Raw genomic sequence first — 16,265 nt, forward strand, 5'->3', positions numbered from 1 at the left:
GAAAAATCAGAAAGGTTTCTTGGCTTAAAATAACCACTGATATCCTTATTAAAATTAATAAAAACCATCTTAAAATTTTTATTCAAACTTTCAACATTATCAATATTTAATTTGAACCCATCAATTTTCAATAAGGTTGACTGGACTATTTTAAATCCACTTGGCATTATGGCTGGGTAAGCAGTTCGCTCCAATATGAGTAGTGTGGCGACAATTAAAAGGAATGTTATTCCGCCACATCTGGAGGTAATAGGAAGGCATCCGCTTAGTGGAGTTTTAAAAGTTAGTGGGGCAAAAAATTCTTCACTAGTTTTAATGGCTGCTGCTCTTCTTACAAAAGAAAAACTCCTCATTAAAAATGTCCCACAACTTACGGACATTGAAGTCATGTCAGAAATTCTCCGTAATTTGGGAGCAAAATTAACTAAAACAAATAATTCTATAGAGATTAATTCAGAGTCCATTCATAACGCTGAATTACCCTATCAACTCGTCCATAGCTTGAGAGCAAGTTTTTTCTGTGTGGGGCCCTTACTCACAAGACTTGGGAAAGCAAAAATCCCTTTACCTGGTGGTTGCAATATTGGAGCAAGACCTGTTGATGAACATATCAATGGGCTAAAAGCATTAGGAGCAGAAGTAGAAGTTAGGAATGGTGTTGTAAAAGCTCAAATTTCAAACAAAGAAAAACGATTATTTGGAGCAAACATCACTCTTAAATATCCCAGCGTTGGGGCTACGGAAACCATCTTGATGGCTTCTTGCTTAGCCTTAGGCAAAACAACAATATCTAATCCCGCAAGAGAACCAGAGATTCATGATCTTGCGAAAATGCTTAATGCGATGGGAGCGAAGGTTTATGGAGCTGGAACAAAAAGAATCACAATCATAGGAGTTGAATCCTTAGGGGGGACTTCTCATTGTGTTATCCCCGATAGAATCGAAGCAGGCACTTTCCTTATTGCGGCGGCCATAACAAGATCGCCGCTTATTGTTGGTCCATTAATCCCAAATCATTTGAGCGCTGTTATTTCAAAACTACAAGAATGTGGCTGCTCAATATCTCATCATGGGAATCATCATTTAAAAATTATTCCAAGAGAAATTTCAGGAGTCGACATAACCACTAGTCCATACCCTGGTTTTCCAACTGATCTTCAAGCTCCATTTATGTCACTTATGGCCACAGCAAAAGGTTCAAGCAAAATCAAAGAAAAAGTTTTTGAGAAAAGAATGCAGCATGTTTTGGAGTTAAATAAAATGGGCGCCTGTATTTATCTAGAAAACAATACTGCTTATATAAAAGGAGTAAAAGAACTTGTAGGTTCAAATGTAAGGGGAGGAGATTTACGTTCTTCTGCTGCAATTATCCTTGCATGTCTCTCTGCCAAAGGAAATAGTATTTTTACGGGCCTCGAACACTTAGATAGAGGATATGAAAAACTAGAAGAAAAATTAACTAATGCAGGTTCAATTATTTCTAGAAAATTTGATCAAACAATATCTCAAAGTTCTTTCTCTAACAAAATAATTAGTGAAGACAATATTGATACTCAAAAAAATGCAGCTTAGTTTCATATTTTTGCTAGTTTTGACATAAAATAAACATATGGGAGCGTGGTGGAATTGGTAGACGCACCGCACTCAAAATGCGGCACCTTCGGGTTTGTCGGTTCAAGTCCGACCGCTCCCACTTCATTGATGAAAACTTACAATCGTTTTCCCCTAGACCTTATTAGGGGTAAAGGGTCATGGGTGTGGGACACAAAAGGACAGAAATATCTTGATGCTGTCGCTGGCATTGCAACTTGTTCATTAGGCCACAGTGATAAAGCATTAATCAAATCCTTATCAAAACAATTAAAAAGACTTCAACATGTATCTAACCTTTATGGGATACCAGAGCAAGAAGAACTAGCTCAATGGTTAACTTCACAAAGTTTTGCTAAGAGTGTATTTTTTTGCAATAGCGGTGCTGAAGCAAATGAAGCTGCAATTAAATTGGCAAGAAAATATGGGCATATTGAACGTAATATCGACAATCCAGTCATTCTTTGCTCAAAGGAAAGCTTTCACGGAAGAACACTCGCAACTGTAAGTGCGACAGGCCAACCTAAATACCACAAGGGTTTCGAGCCAATGGTTCAGGGATTTCAGTTTTTTTCTTTTAACGACAGTGAATCTTTTGAAAATCTATTTGATGATTTAGAAAAAACAGGTCCACAAATTGCAGCTGTATTTATTGAACCCATACAAGGTGAAGGGGGAATAAATATTGGAAAAAAATCATTTTTTGAGCTCTTAAGAAAGAAATGTACCCACAGCAATGTTTTATTGATATTTGACGAAGTCCAAACTGGAATGGGAAGAACAGGTACCCTTTGGGGATATGAACAACTAGGTATTGAACCTGATGTTTTCACACTAGCCAAAGGGCTTGGTGGAGGTCATGCCATTGGAGCGCTATTGATTAATGAATTGGCTGATGTCTTTCATCCGGGTGATCATGCCAGCACTTTTGGAGGGAATCCTTTCGCTTGCAGAGCAGCTCTAACTGTTGGGAAAGAAATACAAAAAAGAGACCTCCTTAATAAAGTCACCGAGAGAGGTGCTCAATTAAAAGAAGGATTAATTAAACTCTTAAATAAATATTCAGACATATTTATTTCCACTCGAGGCGTTGGGCTTATTCAAGGTCTCGTTATCAAAGACAATATCAAAATAACATCTCTTGATATTGTCAAATCCGCCTTAGAAGAGAAACTACTTCTAGTATCAGCTGGTGTAAAAGTATTAAGGATTGTCCCTCCTTTAACTATTACAAAAAAAGAAATCAACGAGCTTTTATCGAGACTAGACAAATGTCTGATGAAACTTTCATAGCACAATCGAATTTCATTTTTGAAAGCAAGAGCAAAGAATATAAAGATATGAATCTGGGCATAGATCGCATGTCATTGGCTATTAATGCCATGGGAGCCCCCTGCAAAGAAACACCTGCTATTCACATAGCAGGAACAAATGGGAAAGGCTCTATTGCGGCTTTTATTAATAGTGTTCTTAGCTTAGTAAATATCAAAACTGGAGTTACCACTTCTCCCCATTTAGTTGATTGGGTCGAGAGGATATGTATCAACAAGACTCCAATATCAAAAGAAGAATTTCAATCATTAAGCCTGTCTCTTTCTCCAATTGCAAAAAAATATAGCTTGACTCCTTTTGAATGTGTTATTGCAATAGCACTTAAATATTTTACTTTAAGGGAAGTTGAACTTCTTATCCTTGAAGTAGGGCTTGGAGGTAGACTTGATGCAACAACCGCGCATCAATATAGACCTATTATTGCATTTGGAGCTATTGGGCTTGATCATTGTGAATACTTAGGCAATAGTCTAGAAAAAGTAGCTATTGAGAAAGCAGCTGTAATAACTTCAAAGAGTACTATCATTACAGCCACTCAACACAATATTGTAAAAAGAGTTTTCGAAGAGGCTGCTAAGAGGAAACAAGCAGTCATTCATTGGGTAGATCCTATACCATCAGACTGGGAACTCGGCTTATCAGGAGCGATACAGAAAGAAAATGCAGCTGTAGCCAAAGGGGTTATTGAATCATTAAAAAATATTGGATGGAATATTTCTGAAGGACAACTTCGAGAAGGCTTATCTCTTGCTAAATGGCCTGGAAGACTTCAAACAACAAAATGGGAAGGGATGCCCATAGTTGTTGATGGTGCACATAATCCTCATGCGGCTAAGCAATTATCAATTGAAAGAGACACATGGACTGATCAAGAAAGTGGAATTATTTGGATACTAGGGATTCAAAAAAGAAAAGACATGATAGGCATTTTACATAGGCTAATTAGAGAGAAAGATCTAGCTTGGATCGTTCCTGTCCCAGGACAACAAAGCTGGTCAAAAGATCATATTTTAAATTTTTGCCCTGAATATATAGACCAAATCAAAGAAGCATTTAGTGTAGAAGAAGTTTTATCAACACTTAAAAAGCAAAATAGATGGCCCTCTCCACCACCTATCATTTCAGGATCGCTATATTTAATAGGTGACCTTTTTCAAAGAAAAATATTGACAAGTTAAATTGTTTAAAAAAATAGAAATTAAATCAATTGACTTTTAGATTCCAGCCTTTAAGTTTACCTGGATTAAGAATCCCTTTTGGATCAAAGTTACTCTTAGCTTGCACTTGATCAGAATCAATTACACCTAGGCCTCCATCTTCGACAGTGATTGTATGCGGATTAAAAATCAACGCACCAAGATCTCTACATTGGCTGATTAATTGATTCATAGCTTCTTTACCTTGCCACTTAACAAGAGGAAGTGAGGCTAATCTTTGAACTCCATTTTGACGAACACATTCCAAATGCCATAAAAGATTTGATCCCCACTCGGATTTCAATTTTTTCATCATTTCCAACTCAGGCTGAGGAAGAAGCAATTGCAAATATGTCCAATCAGAATCAATGCCACGCATATGTAAAGTCGTATGGTTCCAAGAAAGCTCTCGAAGACCTGTCCCTACCTTAAGATTTTCTGGACCTAAGTCACAAAAGTCAGCACCAGCCGCTTTCGCAAGTCGCTCAATGGTGCTAACACCATCAGGTGAGACCAAAAGTAAAATTCTATGTTTGTTTGAGGGTTTGCCAGACCCAGAGGGAAGACAAGCAACAATTTCCTTCTCTAACAAAGTTCCCAAATAAAGCTCCAACGCTGCACAACTAAATTTACTTAACAAGTCAACCGCTTGACCCAAATCAAAACAATCGACTACTATTTGTTGCCATTCAACATATGGAGCAGTTGTTAATGTCAATGCAGTAATAATTCCGTTGGTTCCATAAGCATGATTTAAAGCTTCAGAATTGGTTGCATTCAACTCAAGTTTTCTTGGTAAATCCTCAGTCGTTATTACTTCTAAGGCCTGCAAATGCCCAGGATCTCTAAGGAAGCCCCAACGAACGGATCCTATTCCACCTGAACCGCCAGCAATAAAGCCACCAATGGAAGCGCTTCTCCATGTACTCGGAAGTAGCCGTAACTGACGTCCATATTTAATCAACTCATCATTAATATCTCTAAGCAAGCAACCAGATTCAACTGTGACTTCACCAGATTTTGAATCGAAATTTCTAATTTTCCTAAGACCAGACATAACCATAACGACTCCACCGTTAAGTGGAACACATTGACCATAATTCCCTGTTCCAGAGCCTCTAAGGGTCAAAGGAGTTGAATACTTATTACAAATTCGAGCCACAACAATAATCGCATCAACCGCAAGCGGTCGAACGACTATGTCAGCCAAACAATCTTTTAATTCATCAATCAATATCGGTGAATAATCAAAGAAATCCTTAGAGAACCTTTTTAAATCACTAGTTTTTTGATAGATCTCTAGATCAGATACTGATTTTAATTCACCTAAAAGCAACTCTACTTTCTCTTTATTAGTCATGGATGAGAATTGTTGAATGTTGAATTGTTGTTTTTAGGCAATTCATTTAAGAATTCGCCATTAATTACTACTCTTCTTTTAGGGCTGTAAGACAAAGCTTTTACCCAACTATTTGAATCTAACAAAATAAAATCGGCAGGACTTCCCTTTTGAAAAAGGCCATCCCATTGAAGGTTAAGCACTTGGGCTGCAGACGATGTAAAAGGAGAAAGGCCCAATCTGTCCCAAGGAGATAAATGAGCAATTGGCATGGAAAAAGCCATTAAATTTATTGGATCAAAATTAGATAGAGGAAACCATGCATCGTTTACATTGTCTCCTCCTACGGATACGACGACACCAGCCTTTTGAAGTTGAAATATTGGAGCCAATGGTCTTTTAATTAAAGTGGACCGATCTTTCCTTCCAAGAAGCCAAGAATTAGTTAATGGTAACGCAACAACTTTTAATTTGTTTTTAGCCATTTTTTTAGCCAATTGTGAAATCGCCTTTTCTCTTAGCAATCCCATGCTGCTTAAATGACTACAAGTTATTGATATCTCATTTTGAACTTGATCTAATACCTCCAGAAGTAATTTCAATCCTCCAGCCGAACAAGACTGAGACTCATCAATATGCAGATCGATATCACAATTGAGTCTATTGGCGATTTGAACTAAATGTAATAAGGACTTAAAAGTCTTTCTCTTGTTAAAAGGGGGAGCAATGACCCCACCTAAAAGATCTCCGTTGGAAGCAACTCTTTGAGCTAAAAGCTCACCTTCAAAAGTTTGCCAAAAATCTAATGGAACCAACGCTACGAACTGTAAGAAAATTTTCTCTTGCCATTTTTTTCTAACATTCTCCAACAGATCCCAATCTCTAATTGCAGTTTTTCCAAAACTATCAATATGCGATCTAATTGCCCTTATCCCATTAATAAGAGCTAAATCAAGAGACTTTTCAACGCTGAAAAGCAATTCATCGCTGGACCTCAATTCATATTCACTAAGATTTGCTGCTAAGGCTTCTTGGTAAGTACCCTTCAAATTATGTGAACGAGACCATGAGAATGCTTTATCTAAATGTGCATGAGTTTCGGCAAATCTTGGGAGAAGAATTTCCTCTGGAACTTTAGATGTTTCTTTTAAGCCCTTAACTGAGGTAATCGTGCCATCCCTCCACTCAAGTTGAATAGAGGACAAGCCTTCTTGATCAATTGATGTTCCTAATACATCCTTTCCATTGCCAATCAAACATCTTGGAACAAGTACATCTATGCACCCAGACTTTGGAGGACTTGCAATCAATTCAACATTTTTTGCGAAATTCACTTTTGAATAGATTTCATTCCCGTCCTTTTCTTAATCCGGGTTCTAACACCACAGTAACTTCAATACCTGTCAATTGCGTTGTGATCAAAATATAAAAAGTTAAAAATTTAATCCTTACTATCTACAATGTCATCAAGCTCAATTTTTTACCAAAATCATTTTGGAATCTCAAAATGACAAATCATTGGTAGATTAAAAGCACAAGGCGGGCGTCGCCAAGTGGTTAAGGCAGCGGCTTGTGGCGCCGCTATTCGGGGGTTCGAATCCCCTCGCTCGCCCTTGAATATTTCTGCAATCAATCTCAAAAATCTTTTTTCCTAAGGAAGAAATAAATCTTCGATGACATCATCAATAGCTCCTAATAAACAAAGCACATCTTTAAGGACCAACAGAGGAAGCTATTGGATTACCACTTTTGGATGTCAAATGAATAAAGCTGATTCAGAAAGAATGTCAGGCATATTGCAAACAATGGGATATCAGCTTGCTGAAGAGGAGCTTAAAGCTGATTTAATTCTCTACAACACTTGTACTATTCGTGACAATGCTGAACAAAAAGTTTATAGCTATCTAGGAAGGCAAGCTATAAGAAAAAAATCAAATCCTCATATGAAAATCATTATTGCAGGATGCTTAGCTCAACAAGAAGGAGAAACCCTATTACGAAGAGTTCCTGAAATAGATCTTGTAATGGGGCCTCAGCATGCAAATCGACTGGAAACTCTTCTTAATCAAGTTGATAACGGGCATCAAGTATTAGCGACCGATGAACAGCACATATACGAAGACATAGCAACAGCAAGAAGAGAGAGCGCCATCTGCGGTTGGGTCAACATTATATATGGATGCAATGAGCGCTGCACTTATTGTGTAGTCCCCTCGGTTAGAGGGAAAGAGCAATCAAGAACACCTCAAGCTATTAAACATGAAATAGAAGAATTAGCGAGAATTGGATACAAAGAAATAACCCTGTTAGGGCAAAACATAGATGCCTATGGTAGAGACTTTAAAGCTTATGAATTTAATAAATCCGGACAATTAACACTTTCAAATTTATTGGAATATATTCATGACATTGAAGGAATTGAGCGTATTAGATTTGCTACAAGTCATCCAAGGTATTTTACGAAAGAGTTAATAGATGTATGTGCAAAACTTCCTAAGGTTTGTGAACACTTTCATATCCCTTTCCAAAGTGGAAGTAATAAAGTACTCAAAAATATGGGTCGGGGATATACCGTTCAAACCTATAAAGAGATTATAGATTATATAAAACAAATAATGCCTGAGTCATCTATTACTTCTGATGCAATTGTAGCTTTTCCAGGAGAGACAAGAGATGAATTCGAAGAAACACTATCACTTATAGAGGATGTTAAATTTGATCTTGTTAATACTGCAGCCTACTCTCCAAGACCAAATACACCAGCTGCTTTATGGCCTAATCAATTACCTGAATCAATAAAGATTGATAGGCTAAGAGAAATTAACAACTTGGTGGAAAAGACCGCAAAAGAAAGAAATTTAAGATATAAAGACTCATTACAGGAAATACTTATAGAGAATATAAATTCTAAAGATAATTCCCAACTAATGGGAAGAACTAGAACAAATAGATTAACATTTTTTCCGAGATCATCAAGTAATATCAAATCACATCAACCAGGAGAAATTGTGACAATAAAAATCAATGAAATACGTCCATTCTCATTAACTGGAAGCCTTTCATAAATTTTGATAAATTAAATGAACTTTATTATAAAATATTCAAACTAAAATAGTCATGTCGAATAAAAAACTCACTGTAGGACTAGTATTTGGTGGAAATTCAAGCGAACATGAGGTTTCGATAAAATCAGCTAAAACTATTTACAACGCCTTTTCTCATTCTTATAATTGTGATCGATTTGTTGTAAATCCAATATATATAGACAAGCATGGCTTTTGGGAAGATTCAGCATACTCAAAGTCAATTTTATTGGAAGAAAAAGAATCAATTAAAACTATAGAAAGTAATAAAGATTCAAATCATAATTTAACGAACTTTGCAAAAGAAAGTAACAAAGTTGATATATGGTTCCCCGCATTGCATGGTCCAAACGGGGAAGATGGAGTTATTCAGGGATTATTTAAATTAACCGGAAAGCCTTTTGTTGGATCCGGAACTCTTGGTTCATCTTTAGGTATGGATAAAATAGCAATGAAATCTATTTTCAATTCATTAAATCTGCCTCAATCTCCATATATTTATTTACATAAAGAGAATTTATTAAATGAATTATTTATGAATTCCGTTTTTGATAAAATAGAAAAAATAATAAACTATCCTTGTTTTGTAAAGCCAGCCAACTTGGGTTCTTCTATTGGCATAACCAAAGCTTACTCAAAACAAGAACTAATTACTGGAATAGAAATTGCAGTAAAATATGATGAGAGAATTATAATAGAAAAAAATATTGAAGGTAGAGAACTTGAATGTGGTGTATTAGGAAAGTCTAAAATGAAATCATCAGTTATTGGCGAAGTTAAATTTCAAACTGATTGGTATACATATGAATCCAAATACGATGAAAATCTAAGTAGTACAATTATACCAGCTAATTTAAATATAGAGATAGTTAATAAAATACAAAAGCTAGCTATCGAAGCATGTAAAGCTATTAACGCTTATGGATTAGCGAGAGTAGATTTCTTTTACCAAGAGAGCACGCAACAGATTTACATAAATGAAGTTAATACCTTGCCTGGCTTCACAAAAACAAGTATGTATCCAATGTTATGGGAAGCTTCTGGATTAAAACTAGAAAAACTTGTTGCTAGTCTCATAGAAACAGCTAAAGAATGAATTAACCATGACATTTTTAGATCTCTTTTTCAAAAAATGATTCACGGTCTCCTTTGGTTGCCATTATTGATGGCTTTTATTCTCATAGCTTCCCTTGGCTGGATCGAGAGAAGGCGACAGAATCTCTATTTGATTTGGGCTAAAGGTTCAGAGCTTGCAAAGCTTGATGGGACAGGAGCTGCTCGATTAAAGGCTGGAATTTTATGCTGGAGCAGCTTTGAAGCTGGCAGCTTCAAGGAGGAAGCAACTTTCGAAGTTAAGAAACTAGAAATGGTTGAGCTTATGGCTCTCAGTTCAGGAGAAGCACCATTAACAAAAGAATCTGAGGGACGTTGCCGACTAAGACTTGTTGGTTCGGGAAGAGAAATAGATGTGCCTTTCTCAGATGCTGAACGTGCTCGTCAATGGATGGACAAACTAATGTCCAGAGCAAGATGCGACCTTTGAAATCAAATAGAAGAAAAAAGGGAACATTAAATAACTACAACCGAATATCAACTAAAAAAGTCTCGTTTATTGCTCAAAACAAAACTTTTCTAATTGAACTTTGGCAATTACTCTTTTTTTCTAGCACTTCGATTTTTCTAATTCTTTCATTTTCAAACCAGGCTTGGAAACCAATAGGTTTTGATCAAACTAAAATAACAGGCCTATCTGGAATAACAAAAAACGACATAAAAAAAACAACTAGTATTTTTTTTCCTAAAAATTTGTTGGAGTTAAATCCAAAAGAAATTGAATCTTATTTAATAAAAAAGCTTCCTATTAAAGGAGTTTCAGTAAGCCGAAAGTTTTTCCCTCCTGAAATTCATGTAAATGTTTTAGAAAGAGAGCCAGTCGCATTTGCGAGTCGCATTTTTTCAAGCAATCTAGAAAAAGGAATGATTGATATCGAAGGATCCTGGATACCACTTCGATTTGTAAATAAATCAAAACAAAATAAAATAAAATTATCTATAGAGAATTGGAATCCAGATAAAAAAAAAGAAATTATTGAAATAATTAAAAATAGATTTATTTTTCAAAGCCCTCTTCAAAAAATCAAAATAAATCCTCTTCAAGAAATAAGCCTAAAAACAGAGCAATTCGATTCAGTCCTTCTAGGCTTAGGAACTGATCGTTTGATCGAGCAAATCAATAAACTCAACCAACTACAAAAATCATTACCAAATCTTTTAATCAACACAAAAGTAAAAATCGTGGATCTTAAAGATCCAAGCAAACCAGAATTAAAAATAGAAAAATTGCTAGACAATGGAAAGTAAAAGCCTTGCTATAACATGTTTCCTTTGAAATCATTATTATATTTGGAGCAATTCAAGGTCAATCTAGGAAATTAATTTGTTAATCAATTTGAACCCATAAGCCAACAGAATTCATAGATGATGTTCATAATGCCCAAAACGAGTTCTAATCCTGAATATGGTGATGGGAATGGGAAACAAACCTAGTTTCAACATGGATGAAGGAATCCTACCCAGTCAATCTGCACGTATTGAGGTTATTGGCGTTGGGGGCGGAGGAAGTAATGCCGTCAATCGCATGATTAATAGCGATCTTGATGGAGTCACATATCGCGTACTCAATACAGACGCTCAAGCTCTAATACAATCATCCGCTACTCATAGAGTTCAGCTTGGTCAAAGCTTAACTAGAGGGCTTGGAGCAGGCGGTAATCCAAGTATTGGGCAGAAGGCAGCAGAAGAATCGAGGGCTGATCTTCAACAAGCATTAGAAGGGGTAGACCTAGTTTTTATTGCCGCCGGTATGGGAGGAGGTACTGGAACCGGAGCAGCCCCTGTTGTTGCTCAAGTCGCCAAGGAAAGCGGTGCTTTAACAGTGGGGATAGTTACCAAACCATTCAGTTTCGAAGGGAAACGTCGTTTGAGACAAGCTGATGAAGGTATCGCAAGGCTTGCAGAGAATGTTGATACGTTAATTGTCATCCCAAACGACAGACTAAAAGACGTGATTTCAGGAGCACCTTTGCAAGAAGCCTTTAGAAGCGCTGATGATGTTCTAATGAAAGGAGTTCAAGGAATAAGCGACATAATCACTTGTCCTGGATTGGTTAATGTAGATTTTGCTGACGTGCGTTCTGTTATGACAGAAGCCGGTACTGCGCTTTTAGGAATTGGTTTAGGCTCTGGAAGATCACGAGCTCTAGAAGCAGCTCAAGCAGCAATCAATAGTCCTCTTCTAGAAGCAGCTCGAATAGATGGAGCAAAAGGGTGTGTGATAAACATAACTGGAGGGAAAGATATGACTCTAGAAGACATGACATCTGCTTCTGAGGTCATTTCCGATGTAGTAGATCCCGAAGCAAATATTATTGTAGGCACAGTTGTTGACGAAAAACTTGAGGGCGAGATTCAAGTAACTGTTATTGCTACTGGGTTTGACAGTAATCAAATTTATTCAAATGAAAGAACTAGAGCAAGACTTACGCCACAATCACTTTATGAAGGATCAGAAAATAGGGAAGCAGGTGCTTCTATACCTGAGTTTTTACGTCTAAGACAAAATCGTTGAGACTTTTATTGCTCTTATTGCTTTAATTAAGGTGACCCGGATTCCACGCCTGCTTTGAGCATCCCATATGGCTGCTACCTTCCGGTCCTGACCAGGTTTAGGCGTCACAGCCGCATGGGGCCGAGTCAATAATATTCTAGCAATAGCTAACCACGTTATTAAGAATTAAATGCAAACCACAGAATTGGTTCGTTTTAAAAAGTTTGGTAAACAGATAATCGTATTAACTGCTTGGGATGCTATTTCATCCTCAATAGTAGAGGCCGCAGGAGCTGATGTTGTTTTAGTAGGAGATTCACTTGGAATGGTTGTCTTAGGACACGCAACGACACTTCCAGTAACACTTGATCAAATACTTCACCACACACAGGCTGTATGTAGAGGCTTTTCTAAACCTCTTTCCGAACAACCATTAGTAGTTTGTGATCTCCCTTTTTTAAGTTATCAATGTGGCGAAGACAAGGCTGTTGAAGCTGCTGGAACTCTCCTGAAAAATTCATCTGCTTCAGCAGTGAAACTTGAAGGAGCTGAACCTGAGACTTTATTAGTAATTAAAAGACTTATTAGAACTGGAATCCCTGTAATGGGTCATCTTGGCCTAACTCCTCAATCAGTTCATCAACTTGGATATAAATCACAAGCCAGGGACAAAGACAGTCAAGAAAAAATTTTCAAAGATTCAAAAATGCTTCAAGAATCAGGATGTTTTGCAATAGTTCTTGAACATATCCCAGGAGAAATTGCCAGCCAATTAAAGAATCATTTAGACATTCCCGTAATTGGCATTGGAGCAGGCTGTAATTGTGATGGGCAGGTAAGAGTTACAGCTGATATTCTTGGCCTTTCAATTTCACAGCCTCCTTTTGCAAAACCTTTCCTAGCAGGACGAGAACTTTGCATCGATGCCTTAAAAGAATGGATTAATTCTACTAATCCAGATCAAGCGAATCCCACCACAAAAACATTTGAATCAAAATCTGATTGCTAATTTGCATCCCTCTCGGATCACTTAAAAAATATCTTCCATTGTTTCTTAATAGAGACCCATCGTTTAAAGAATTCAACCAAAAGTTCTCTAGTAATTTTAAATTTTTATCGCATTCTTTTTGCGTCCATCCTGAATTTTTAGCAAGTTCCTCAAAATGAATACCTTCACGTCTTCTTAGGCCAATCATCAATAGTTCATCCAATGGCATTGGTTTTGACTTTTCATTACACAAAGCTTTCTCTGATAATTGACTCTCTTGCTGTAGAAGCCATTTTTTATACCCAGCAATTGTTCTGGGTCTAGTGAATCGCTCCCCCCAAGGAGCACTTGTTGCCCCCATGCCAAAGCCCCACCAACCAGAACCACTCCAATACACACGATTATGTCTAGATGCATGTCCCGGCAATGAGTAACTTGAAATCTCGTACCTAGAGAAACCCCTACTTTTCAGAAATCTATTTGTTAAAAAATCTATTTTTTGAGCTTCAGATTCAATTGGGATATTCAAATTACCTTTTTTATGTAATCTTCCAAAAACAGTACCTGGTTCGATTGTCAAATCATAAATTGACAAATGTGGGGCTTCCGTTTCAACTGCTTGGTTCAACTCTTTAATCCACTTAGACAAATTTATACCAGGAAGATTCTGAATCAAATCAAGGCTCCAGCTTCTTATAATTCCTTTTTTAAAAAAGTTATTTAACCAATTGCAAGCCTCTATTAATTGTGAGGAATTATGTTTTCTACCAATTGAGGCCAAAATATTATCATCAAAGGACTGACCGCCCAAGCTAAATCTATTGACTCCTATTTCTATGTATCCATTCAGATCATTTTCAAAAAATGTTGCTGGATCAATCTCCATACTTACCTCCGCACCATCTTGAAATCCAAATTTTTTTTGAAGATTTCTCAACAACTCATCTAACTCATTTTTTTTTAACAACGAAGGGGTTCCGCCGCCTAAATAGATTGTTGACAATGCAGGACCTTGGGGGGCTATTGAAATCTCTCTATGAAGTAAATCTAAATATGCGTTAACGGAAGTTATCCCTGGACTACCTGGGACTTGAACGCTATCACCTATAGGGATAATGGAAAAATCACAGTAAAAACATCTTTTATGGCAAAAGGGTATATGCAAATATGCACTTCTTGGTGGGGCTACCATTTGAGCTCTAGATTTACAAACCCAAATAAATGGTCACTTTTACAATCCAAATCTTTGAAAATAAATAAAGCTTTAGTAAAAAACGAGAAGCAAGCATAACCTGAACATATGGCAGACATAGTTATTCTGGTTTTGTTTCTTATTTCCGGTGCAATCACCGGATGGATTGGGGTGAATTGGCTACCTGAAGAGACTTTAGATCATATTACTAATCTTAAAAATTTAAAAATTGCTCTATCAGGATTAACCGCTCTTGTAGGTCTTTTAATAGCTTTCCTTTTTCAGCAATTTAGAAATAAATTAACTAAAAGAATAAGAACTATGCCAACAGACCTACTAGTTAGTAGATCTGTTGGCATAGTTCTTGGACTTGTCATAGCAACACTTTTATTAGTACCTGTACTCCTTTTACCTTTACCCGCTGAATTATTTTTTGTAAAACCTATTTTTGCTGTACTTAGCAACATTTTTTTTGGAGTACTTGGTTATAACCTTGCCGATGTTCATGGAAGAACAGTTTTACGTCTTTTCAATCCAAGTAGCACTGAGTCTTTGTTAATGGCAGATGGAATTCTAACTCCAGCCAGTGCGAAAGTTTTAGATACAAGCGTAATAATTGATGGTCGCATTCAGGCTCTTCTCAGATTTGGACTAATAGAAGGGCAAATAATCGTAGCCCAATCAGTAATGGATGAGCTTCAAAAACTAGCTGACTCAAGTAACAATGAAAAACGAGGGAAAGGAAGGAGAGGGCTAAAATTACTGAATCAATTAAGAGAAAATTACGGAAGAAGATTAGTTATCAATAGTACAAAATATGAAGGAGAAGGAACTGATGAAATTCTTTTAAAGTTAACTTCAGATATTTCAGGAATATTAATCACTATTGATTACAACTTATCTCAGGTAGCTTTAGTCCAAGAAATAAAAGTTCTCAATTTAAGTGATCTAGTACTTGCAGTTAGGCCTGAAGTTCAACCAGGTGAAAAATTAAATTTAAAAGTAGTTAGAGAAGGTAAGGAAAACTCACAAGGTATTGCCTATCTTGAAGATGGCACAATGGTAGTTATCGAGGAGGGTCTCCAATGGATCGGTAAAAGGATTGAAGTAGTTGTGACTGGAGCATTACAAACACCGACGGGCCGAATGGTTTTTAGTAAAGCTTCAAATGATCAGCCCCCGAACAAATTTGAAAAAACAAAAGCATCTCAAGGCTAGATCTAGCTAGGCTCGAATCCAAGAAGACTTAACTTCATATGACCGCATCCGCACCGTATTATGGCGATTCTGCCGTAATGAGAACTCCACCTCCTGATTTACCATCGCTTCTTCTGAAAGAAAGGATAGTTTATTTAGGATTACCGCTATTTTCCGATGATGATGCCAAGAGGCAACTCGGAATGGATGTAACTGAGCTAATTATTGCCCAACTTCTTTTTCTGGAATTTGATAATTCAGAAAAACCTATTTATTTTTATATAAACTCCACAGGAACAAGTTGGTACACAGGAGATGCAATCGGATTTGAAACTGAAGCCTTTGCAATCTGCGACACCCTCAGATACGTGAAACCTCCGGTTCATACTATTTGCATAGGTCAAGCAATGGGAACCGCTGCAGTAATTCTTTCGGCCGGTACAAAAGGACAACGAGCAGCATTACCTCATGCATCAATCGTCCTTCATCAGCCTAGAAGTGGGGCTCAAGGCCAAGCAACTGATATTCAAATCAGAGCTAATGAGGTTATTCACAACAAGAAAGCGATGCTAGAAATCCTTAGTCATAACACTGGAAGATCAGTGGATCAATTATCCAAAGACTCAGATCGAATGAGTTATCTGAACCCTCAGGAAGCGGTTGATTATGGGATTATAGATAGAGTTCTTACTAGTAGAAAAGACTTGCCAGGCGAGAAAGTTTTGCCCACATAGCAACATA

The 16,265-nt window shown here is 37.0% G+C and carries 14 protein-coding genes, 2 tRNA genes and 1 other RNA gene; 13 read left to right on the top strand and 4 right to left on the bottom strand.

All coding sequences use genetic code 11. From position 1 onward, the window contains the following. The first annotated feature begins 195 nt into the window (after nucleotides 1-195). The 4 genes from murA to O5640_RS05155 all read left to right on the top strand — a co-directional run bounded on the left by murA (nucleotide 196) and on the right by O5640_RS05155 (nucleotide 4,100). Nucleotides 196-1,572, top strand: a complete 1,377-nt coding sequence (gene murA, locus O5640_RS05140; protein WP_269613609.1) for a UDP-N-acetylglucosamine 1-carboxyvinyltransferase — start codon at nucleotides 196-198, stop codon at nucleotides 1,570-1,572. 39 nt (nucleotides 1,573-1,611) lie between these two features. Beyond that, a tRNA-Leu gene (locus O5640_RS05145) sits at nucleotides 1,612-1,693 on the top strand. Nucleotides 1,694-1,701: 8 nt separating this feature from the next. Beyond that, on the top strand, nucleotides 1,702-2,883 hold the full coding sequence (locus O5640_RS05150) for an aspartate aminotransferase family protein (RefSeq protein ID WP_269613610.1): 1,182 nt from the start codon (nucleotides 1,702-1,704) through the stop codon (nucleotides 2,881-2,883). After that, nucleotides 2,862-4,100: a bifunctional folylpolyglutamate synthase/dihydrofolate synthase gene (locus tag O5640_RS05155; RefSeq protein WP_269613611.1), complete on the top strand. Its 1,239-nt coding sequence runs from the start codon at nucleotides 2,862-2,864 to the stop codon at nucleotides 4,098-4,100. The genes O5640_RS05150 and O5640_RS05155 overlap by 22 nt, the downstream gene beginning before the upstream one ends. A 25-nt stretch (nucleotides 4,101-4,125) precedes the next feature. Here the strand turns inward: O5640_RS05155 and O5640_RS05160 are convergent, their stop codons facing one another. Both O5640_RS05160 and O5640_RS05165 read right to left on the bottom strand, forming a co-directional pair. Continuing rightward, the gene (locus O5640_RS05160; RefSeq protein WP_269613612.1) at nucleotides 4,126-5,478 is read right to left on the bottom strand and encodes an FAD-binding oxidoreductase; all 1,353 of its coding nucleotides are present in this window, start codon (nucleotides 5,476-5,478) and stop codon (nucleotides 4,126-4,128) included. Continuing rightward, nucleotides 5,475-6,791 (bottom strand): amidohydrolase family protein, encoded by a 1,317-nt coding sequence (locus tag O5640_RS05165; RefSeq protein WP_269613614.1) that lies wholly within the window; start codon nucleotides 6,789-6,791, stop codon nucleotides 5,475-5,477. Before O5640_RS05165 ends, O5640_RS05160 begins: the two co-directional genes overlap by 4 nt. 205 nt (nucleotides 6,792-6,996) lie before the next feature. Between O5640_RS05165 and O5640_RS05170 the strand changes: the two genes are divergently transcribed. The 6 genes from O5640_RS05170 (at nucleotide 6,997) to ftsZ (ending at nucleotide 12,168) form a co-directional block, all read left to right on the top strand. Then, nucleotides 6,997-7,069 (top strand) — tRNA-His (locus O5640_RS05170). Between the two features lie 61 nt (nucleotides 7,070-7,130). Further along, entirely contained in the window at nucleotides 7,131-8,522 is a 1,392-nt protein-coding gene (miaB, locus tag O5640_RS05175; protein ID WP_269613616.1) for a tRNA (N6-isopentenyl adenosine(37)-C2)-methylthiotransferase MiaB, read from the top strand. 52 nt (nucleotides 8,523-8,574) lie between these two features. Continuing rightward, nucleotides 8,575-9,636, top strand: a complete 1,062-nt coding sequence (locus O5640_RS05180; RefSeq protein WP_269613617.1) for a D-alanine--D-alanine ligase family protein — start codon at nucleotides 8,575-8,577, stop codon at nucleotides 9,634-9,636. Nucleotides 9,637-9,672: 36 nt separating this feature from the next. Continuing rightward, a complete protein-coding gene (locus O5640_RS05185) occupies nucleotides 9,673-10,083 on the top strand; it encodes a hypothetical protein (RefSeq protein WP_269606653.1) in 411 nt (136 codons plus the stop codon). Beyond that, complete coding sequence (locus O5640_RS05190; RefSeq protein WP_269613618.1) at nucleotides 10,071-10,901, top strand: cell division protein FtsQ/DivIB; 831 nt, start codon at nucleotides 10,071-10,073, stop codon at nucleotides 10,899-10,901. The genes O5640_RS05185 and O5640_RS05190 overlap by 13 nt, the downstream gene beginning before the upstream one ends. 163 nt (nucleotides 10,902-11,064) lie before the next feature. Then, on the top strand, nucleotides 11,065-12,168 hold the full coding sequence (gene ftsZ, locus O5640_RS05195) for a cell division protein FtsZ (RefSeq protein ID WP_420063699.1): 1,104 nt from the start codon (nucleotides 11,065-11,067) through the stop codon (nucleotides 12,166-12,168). 30 nt (nucleotides 12,169-12,198) lie between these two features. Here the strand turns inward: ftsZ and ffs are convergent. Beyond that, an RNA gene (ffs, locus tag O5640_RS05200) (signal recognition particle sRNA small type) lies at nucleotides 12,199-12,295 on the bottom strand. Nucleotides 12,296-12,337: 42 nt separating this feature from the next. On the opposite strand from ffs, the gene panB reads away from it, so the two are divergent. Next, a complete protein-coding gene (gene panB / locus O5640_RS05205) occupies nucleotides 12,338-13,156 on the top strand; it encodes a 3-methyl-2-oxobutanoate hydroxymethyltransferase (RefSeq protein ID WP_269613621.1) in 819 nt (272 codons plus the stop codon). On the opposite strand, the gene hemW is transcribed toward panB, so the two are convergent. Further along, on the bottom strand, nucleotides 13,098-14,327 hold the full coding sequence (gene hemW / locus O5640_RS05210; RefSeq protein ID WP_269613622.1) for a radical SAM family heme chaperone HemW: 1,230 nt from the start codon (nucleotides 14,325-14,327) through the stop codon (nucleotides 13,098-13,100). The genes panB and hemW overlap by 59 nt on opposite strands. A gap of 108 nt (nucleotides 14,328-14,435) precedes the next feature. Between hemW and O5640_RS05215 the strand changes: the two genes are divergently transcribed. Together O5640_RS05215 and O5640_RS05220 are read left to right on the top strand one after the other, a co-directional pair. Continuing rightward, nucleotides 14,436-15,545 carry a PIN/TRAM domain-containing protein gene (locus O5640_RS05215; protein ID WP_269613623.1) on the top strand — a complete coding sequence of 370 codons (1,110 nt, stop codon included), beginning with the start codon at nucleotides 14,436-14,438 and terminating at the stop codon, nucleotides 15,543-15,545. 38 nt (nucleotides 15,546-15,583) lie between these two features. Next, nucleotides 15,584-16,258 (top strand): ATP-dependent Clp protease proteolytic subunit, encoded by a 675-nt coding sequence (locus O5640_RS05220; RefSeq protein ID WP_269613624.1) that lies wholly within the window; start codon nucleotides 15,584-15,586, stop codon nucleotides 16,256-16,258. Nucleotides 16,259-16,265 lie beyond the last annotated feature (7 nt).

Source organism: Prochlorococcus marinus str. MIT 0912, assembly GCF_027359595.1.
Classification (GTDB): Bacteria; Cyanobacteriota; Cyanobacteriia; order PCC-6307; family Cyanobiaceae; genus Prochlorococcus_B; species Prochlorococcus_B marinus_C.

What these genes read in the sequence shown, in the direction of transcription:
- murA (WP_269613609.1), top strand. Translation starts at nt 196, where the DNA reads ATGAGTAGTGTGGCGACAATTAAAAGGAATGTTATTCCGCCACATCTG.
- O5640_RS05150 (WP_269613610.1), top strand. Translation starts at nt 1,702, where the DNA reads ATGAAAACTTACAATCGTTTTCCCCTAGACCTTATTAGGGGTAAAGGG.
- O5640_RS05155 (WP_269613611.1), top strand. Translation starts at nt 2,862, where the DNA reads ATGTCTGATGAAACTTTCATAGCACAATCGAATTTCATTTTTGAAAGC.
- O5640_RS05160 (WP_269613612.1), bottom strand. Translation starts at nt 5,478, where the DNA reads ATGACTAATAAAGAGAAAGTAGAGTTGCTTTTAGGTGAATTAAAATCA.
- miaB (WP_269613616.1), top strand. Translation starts at nt 7,131, where the DNA reads ATGACATCATCAATAGCTCCTAATAAACAAAGCACATCTTTAAGGACC.
- O5640_RS05180 (WP_269613617.1), top strand. Translation starts at nt 8,575, where the DNA reads ATGTCGAATAAAAAACTCACTGTAGGACTAGTATTTGGTGGAAATTCA.
- O5640_RS05185 (WP_269606653.1), top strand. Translation starts at nt 9,673, where the DNA reads ATGATTCACGGTCTCCTTTGGTTGCCATTATTGATGGCTTTTATTCTC.
- O5640_RS05190 (WP_269613618.1), top strand. Translation starts at nt 10,071, where the DNA reads ATGCGACCTTTGAAATCAAATAGAAGAAAAAAGGGAACATTAAATAAC.
- ftsZ (WP_420063699.1), top strand. Translation starts at nt 11,065, where the DNA reads ATGGGAATGGGAAACAAACCTAGTTTCAACATGGATGAAGGAATCCTA.
- panB (WP_269613621.1), top strand. Translation starts at nt 12,338, where the DNA reads ATGCAAACCACAGAATTGGTTCGTTTTAAAAAGTTTGGTAAACAGATA.
- hemW (WP_269613622.1), bottom strand. Translation starts at nt 14,327, where the DNA reads ATGGTAGCCCCACCAAGAAGTGCATATTTGCATATACCCTTTTGCCAT.
- O5640_RS05215 (WP_269613623.1), top strand. Translation starts at nt 14,436, where the DNA reads ATGGCAGACATAGTTATTCTGGTTTTGTTTCTTATTTCCGGTGCAATC.
- O5640_RS05220 (WP_269613624.1), top strand. Translation starts at nt 15,584, where the DNA reads ATGACCGCATCCGCACCGTATTATGGCGATTCTGCCGTAATGAGAACT.